Origin of the sequence: Xanthomonas sp. SHU 166, from assembly GCF_000364685.1 — a bacterium.
In the GTDB taxonomy this organism is placed as follows: domain Bacteria; phylum Pseudomonadota; class Gammaproteobacteria; order Xanthomonadales; family Xanthomonadaceae; genus Xanthomonas_A; species Xanthomonas_A sontii.
The window spans coordinates 1-4632 of record NZ_AQOJ01000390.1; the positions used below are offsets into that span (position 1 = coordinate 1).

Sequence of the window (4632 nt, forward strand, 5' to 3'; positions counted from 1 at the left end):
TGCGCCCGCTGCACGGCGCCGAGCGCATCGGCCGGCTGTACTGGGCCGTGGCGCGGCGCAGCCTGGGCCTGCAGGCGCGGATCGGCACGGTCAACGGCGAACCGGCGATCCTGCGCTTCCTGGGACCGCGGCTGCAGTCGGCGACCGTGCTGCGCATCGAGGGCGAGCGCATCGCCGAGGTGCTGACCCTGATGAACCCGGACAAGCTGCCGACACCGAGCGCGCGCCCTGCCGCCGGCGACTGACCTGCGGCGGCGCTGTCACGCCGGCACGCGCCGCCGCGTCCTGGAGGGGAAGGCGGCCATGGTGGCCGCCATGAGCGACCCGCCATGCACTTCCACCGCATCGACTACACCCGCCACGAACCCGACGCATTCCGCGCCCTGCTCAGCGCCAGCCAGCAGGTCCACGACGGCACGCTCGGCAGCGCCCTCACCGAACTGGTGTTCCTGCGCGTCTCCCAGCTCAACGGCTGCGCCTATTGCATGGACATGCACGCCACCGCCCTGCGCAGCGCCGGCACCGAGCCACGCAAGCTCGACACCCTCGCCGCCTGGCGCGACAGCCGCTTCTTCGACGCACGCGAGCGCGCCGCGCTGGACTGGGCCGAAGCGCTGACCACGCTGCCTGCCGGGGCACCGCCGCAGGCCGTCTACGACGCACTGGCGACGCAGTTCGACCCGGCCGGGATCAGTGCGCTGACCATGGCCGTGGCGGTGATCAACGCCTGGAACCGGCTGGGCGTGGGGCTGCAGCCGGCGCTGCCGTAAGGGCGCTGCGCGCCGGGATTGGGGATTCGGGATTCGGGATTGGGGATTCGGGATTCGGGATTCGGGATTCGGGATTCGGAGGCAGGATCGCGTAGTCGGCAAATTGCGCGACACCTCCCGAATCCCGAGTGCTCGCCGCTGGACGCACTCCCCACACACCAACGCCAGGCAGACCCCCAGCGCGCGCGGTTCTGCTTGCACGAATCCCCAATCCCGAATCCCCACTCCCGCCACCAAGACCGACATGTCCCCGCAACACGCCGCCGCTAGCGTGGCGCGCATCCCAGACGTGGAGCGCGCGCATGATCGAGAACGCCCTTGCTGTCGGCCTGGCCGACGAGACCGACCTGGCCCTCGCTTCCCCCGAACCGCAGTCCCGCGCCGGCGCCCGCTACCGCCATCGCCTGCTGATGTGCGCGCCGCAGCACTTCGCGGTGGACTACGTGATCAATCCGTGGATGGAAGGCAACGTGCACGCCGCCAGCCGCGAGCGCGCGCAGGCGCAATGGAACGCGCTGGTGTCCGCCGCCGAGGCGGCAGGCGCCCGCGTCGACTGCATCGCTGCCGCGCCGGGCCTGCCGGACATGGTGTTCAGCGCCAACGCCGGCCTGGTGCTCGGCGACCGTTTCGTGCCCAGCCGCTTCCGCCACGCCGAACGCCGTGGCGAGGAAGCCCTGTTCGCCGCCTGGTGCCGCCAGGCCGGCCTGCGCATCTGCGAACTGCCCGAGCAGGTGTATTTCGAAGGCGCCGGCGATGCGCTGCTGGACCGTGGCGCACGCCGGCTGTGGATGGGCCACGGCCACCGCAGCGACCTGGCCGCCGCGCACGAGCTGACCGACCTGCTGGACATCGAGGTGGTGCCGCTGCGCCTGGTCGACGCGCGCTTCTACCACCTGGACACCTGCTTCTGCCCGCTGCGCGACGGCTACCTGCTGTACTACCCCGCCGCGTTCGACGCCGACGCGCAACAGGCGATCGCCCAGCACATCCCGGCCTCGCGGCGCATCGCCGTCGGCGAGGCCGACGCCCTCGCCTTCGCCTGCAACGCGGTGGACCTGGACGACACCCTGCTGCTCAACCGCGCCTCGTCCGAACTGTGCGCCGCACTGGCCGCGATCGGCTACCGCGTGGTGCAGACCCCGCTGGACGAATTCCTCAAGGCTGGCGGCGCGGCCAAGTGCCTGACGCTGCGGCTGGACGAGTAAGCCGAAAGAGGCTCCAGACAGACGCCTCCATCAGCCCCTCTCCCCCCGGGAGAGGGGTTGGGGTGAGGGTACGGCCGCCATGGAACGCCTGGCAGTAGCAAGCATTTTCGAGGCTTCGCCCGTACCCTCATCCGCCCCTTCGGGGCACCTTCTCCCGCAGGGAGAAGGGAAGCGCTCGCCCCTCTCCCCGGGAGAGAGGTTGGAGTGAGGGTGCGACACGCCGCATGACACAGCCGTCGCGCCGGGCAGCCCACGCCGCTACCAACCCCATCAGCACAGACCGAGGACCGCATTGAGCACCTCGCGCCACAACTGCTCGAGGTCGATGCCGCTACGACCGCCGAACAAGCGGAACAGGCTGTAGCCGATCGCGAAGACCGCATACGACAGCGTCAACACCACCATGGTCGCCTCGCCACACCGCAGCAGCGCGGCGGCGACCAGGACGAAAACCGCGCAACCGAGCAGTTCGCACCACGACGGTAGGCGCGCACGCAGGCGGGCGACGGCACACGAAACGGGATCGAACATGGCAACAGCCTCGGCTGGACAGCGACGAGGCTACCCCATGCCCCGCCCTTAGAAAGCGCGCGCCAGCCATCGGGTCAGCGCCGGTGCAGCCTTCGTCGCCGCGCAGCCCACACTCCCCGCGCACACCCTGCCCCGGCACAATGCGCCGATGGCCTCCACCTCCCCCTCCCATGGCGGCGCCCGCGCCGCGCCCCGCACCGGTCCGAGCCTGCGCGAGCGCTTCGATGCGATGCGCAACCTGCCGCCGTTCATGCGCCAGATCTGGCAGACCAGCCGCTGGCTGACCCTCAGCAGCATCGGCCTGCGCGTGATCCGCGCGCTGCTGCCGGTGGCCGCGCTGTACGTCGGCAAGCTGATCATCGACGAGGCCATCCACCTGGTTGGGCAATCGCCCGGGTTCGACACGCTGGGCCAGGCCCTGGCCAGCGGCCGCCTGAACCGGCTGCTGGAACTGCTGGCCCTGGAGCTGGCGCTGGCGATCGCCTCGGACCTGCTCGGGCGGCTGGTCAGCTATGCCGACACGCTGCTGTCGGAGCTGTTCAACAACACCACCAGCGTGCAGTTGATGGAGCATGCCGCGCAACTGGACCTGGAGGATTTCGAGGATCCGGAGCAGCAGGACCGGCTGGACCGCGCGCGGCGCCAGACCATGGGCCGCATGAACCTGATGAGCCAGTTGTTCGGCCAGGTGCAGGACGCGATCACTGTGGTCAGCTTCGCGGTCGGCCTGCTGGTGTACGCGCCGTGGCTCATCGCTCTGCTGGCGGTGGCGCTGGTGCCGGCCTTCATCGGCGAGGCGCACTTCAACGCGCTGGGCTACTCGCTCAACTTCCAGTGGACGGCCGAGCGCCGCCAGCTCGACTACCTGCGCCAGCTCGGCGCCAGCGTCGAGACCGCCAAGGAAGTGAAGATCTTCAACCTGCACAACTTCCTGATCGCGCGCTACCGCGCCCTGGCCGACCGCTACTTCCAGGCCAACCGCGCGCTGGCGCGCAAGCGCATGCTGTGGGGCACCCTGCTGGCGGCGCTGGGTACGCTGGGCTACTACGGCGCCTACGGCTACATCGCCTGGCGTACGGTGCGCGGCGACTTCAGCATCGGCGACCTGACCTTCCTGGCCGGCAGCTTCCTGCGCCTGCGGCAGTTGCTGGAAGGCCTGCTGATCGGCTTCTCGCAGGTGGCCGGGCAGGCGCTGTACCTGGACGACCTGTACTCGTTCTTCCGCATCGTCCCGGAGATCCGCACCCGCCCCGGCGCGGTGCCGGTGCCGCGGCCGATCAGGCAGGGCTTCGTGTTCGAGAACGTCGGCTTTCGCTACCCGGACGCCGAACAGTGGGCGGTGCGGCACCTGGACTTCGCCCTGCGCGCCGGCGAAGTGCTGGCCCTGGTCGGCGAGAATGGCGCCGGCAAGACCACCCTGGTCAAGCTGCTGGCGCGGCTGTACGACCCGGACGAAGGCCGCATCCTGCTCGACGGCCGCGACTTGCGCGACTACGACCTGGACGACCTGCGCGCCAACCTGGGCGTGATCTTCCAGGATTTCGTGCGCTACCACTTCAGCGCCGGCGAGAACATCGGCGTCGGCCAGGTCGACGCGCTGGACGACGCGGCGCGGATCCGCGCCGCCGCGCAGCGGGCGATGGCCGCCGAGTTGATCGACGGCCTGCCGCAGGGCTACGCGCAGGTGATCGGGCGCCGCTTCAAGACCGGTGTGGACCTGTCCGGCGGGCAGTGGCAGAAGATCGCCATCGCCCGCGCCTACATGCGCGACGCGCAGGTGATGATCCTCGACGAGCCGACCGCCGCGCTGGACGCGCGCAGCGAGTTCGAGGTGTTCCAGCGCTTCAAGGAGCTATCCGACAACCGCACCGCGGTGCTGATCTCGCACCGCTTCTCCAGCGTGCGCATGGCCGACCGCATCCTGGTCCTGGCCGACGGGCGGATCGAGGCCAGCGGCACCCATGATGAACTGATGGCGCAGGGGGGCCGCTACGCGGAACTGTTCGAACTGCAGGCCGCTGGGTATCGTTGAGCCTGGTCCGCCCCTTCCGACACCGCCATGCTCCGCACCCTGCCCTGCCTGTTCGCCGCCGCCCTCGCCGTCCCGGCGCTCGCCGCTCCCGCCG

The 4632-nt window shown here is 70.4% G+C and carries 4 protein-coding genes and 1 pseudogene; 4 read left to right on the top strand and 1 reads right to left on the bottom strand.

Annotation, left to right across the window (positions count from 1 at the left end; genetic code table 11):
- The 3 genes and pseudogenes from D180_RS10845 to D180_RS10855 all read left to right on the top strand — a co-directional run.
- Positions 1–245, top strand: a pseudogene (locus tag D180_RS10845) (RNA polymerase subunit sigma-24); the annotation flags it as partial.
- An 84-nt stretch (positions 246–329) separates the two neighbouring features.
- On the top strand, positions 330–770 hold the full coding sequence (locus D180_RS10850; RefSeq protein ID WP_017912812.1) for a carboxymuconolactone decarboxylase family protein: 441 nt from the start codon (positions 330–332) through the stop codon (positions 768–770).
- A gap of 302 nt (positions 771–1072) precedes the next feature.
- A complete protein-coding gene (locus tag D180_RS10855) occupies positions 1073–1975 on the top strand; it encodes an arginine deiminase-related protein (RefSeq protein ID WP_017912813.1) in 903 nt (300 codons plus the stop codon).
- Between the two features lie 270 nt (positions 1976–2245).
- Here the strand turns inward: D180_RS10855 and D180_RS10860 are convergent, their stop codons facing one another.
- Positions 2246–2506, bottom strand: coding sequence for a hypothetical protein (locus D180_RS10860; protein ID WP_017912814.1), 261 nt, complete (start codon positions 2504–2506; stop codon positions 2246–2248).
- A gap of 148 nt (positions 2507–2654) precedes the next feature.
- On the opposite strand from D180_RS10860, the gene D180_RS10865 reads away from it, so the two are divergent.
- Complete coding sequence (locus D180_RS10865; RefSeq protein WP_017912815.1) at positions 2655–4538, top strand: ABC transporter ATP-binding protein; 1884 nt, start codon at positions 2655–2657, stop codon at positions 4536–4538.
- Positions 4539–4632 lie beyond the last annotated feature (94 nt).